This window comes from Inquilinus limosus MP06, assembly GCF_000767795.1.
Lineage (GTDB): Bacteria > Pseudomonadota > Alphaproteobacteria > DSM-16000 > Inquilinaceae > Inquilinus > Inquilinus limosus_E.
In genome coordinates this window covers 1-1008 of sequence record NZ_JANX01001054.1, presented here as the reverse complement: position 1 = coordinate 1008, position 1008 = coordinate 1, and the positions used below count along the sequence as shown (strand labels likewise).

The 1008-nt window shown below is 72.0% G+C and carries 1 protein-coding gene; it reads left to right on the top strand.

Features of this window, described 5'->3' with window-relative positions; genetic code table 11:
• Positions 1-25 precede the first annotated feature (25 nt).
• Positions 26-1008: ABC transporter ATP-binding protein (locus P409_RS35135; protein ID WP_034849680.1), on the top strand; the 983-nt coding region annotated here is incomplete at its 3' end.

Below are 1008 nucleotides of genomic sequence, written 5' to 3'. Positions count from 1 at the left end.
GGATGACGTCTCAACGAGGTCCCGCATGAACGGGCATCCCGAAACCGCACCCCTTCTCGAAGGCAAGAGCCTGGTCAAGCGCTTCGGCGGCGGCCGCAGCCTGCTGGGCGGGTCGCCCGTGGTGCATGCGGTGGACGGCGTGTCGCTGGCGATCCGGCCGGGCGAAACCTTCGCCGTGGTCGGCGAGAGCGGCTGCGGCAAGTCCACCCTGGGCCGGCTGCTGCTGCGGCTGATCGAGCCGACCGCCGGCCAGGTGATCTATCGCGGCCGCGACCTGACGGCCCTGCCGGCGAAGGAGATGCGGGCGCTGCGGCGCGAGCTGCAGATCATCTTCCAGGACCCCTACGCCTCGCTGAACCCGCGCATGACGGTGGGCGACATCATCGGCGAGCCGATCTGGCTGCACGGCCTGGCCCAGGGTGCCGAGCGGCGCGACCGGGTGGCGGAGCTGCTGCGCATCGTCGGCCTGCTGCCGGACCATGCCGGGCGCTATCCGCACGAGTTCAGCGGCGGCCAGCGCCAGCGCATCGGCATCGCCCGGGCGCTGGCCGGCCAGCCGGTGCTGATCGTCGGCGACGAGCCGGTGTCGGCGCTGGATGTCTCGATCCAGGCCCAGGTGATCAACCTGCTGGAGGAGCTGAAGGAGCGCTTCGGCCTGACCCTGGTGATCGTCGCCCACGACCTGGCCGTGATCCGGCACATGAGCGACCGGGTGGCGGTGATGTATCTCGGCGAGATCGTCGAGCAGGCGCCGGTCGACGCGCTGTTCGACGCGCCGCTGCACCCCTACACCCAGGCGCTGATGAAGGCGATCCCGGTGCCCAGCCCGGCCGGGCGCCAGGCGAAGACCTTGCTGCAGGGCGACGTGCCCAGCCCGACCGCGCCGCCGCCCGGCTGCCGCTTCCACACCCGCTGCCCATACGCGAAGCCGATCTGCAGCGAGGTCCGGCCGCCGGCGGAGGAGGCCGAGCCCGGGCGCAGCGTCGCCTGCCATTTCTGGCGCGAGAT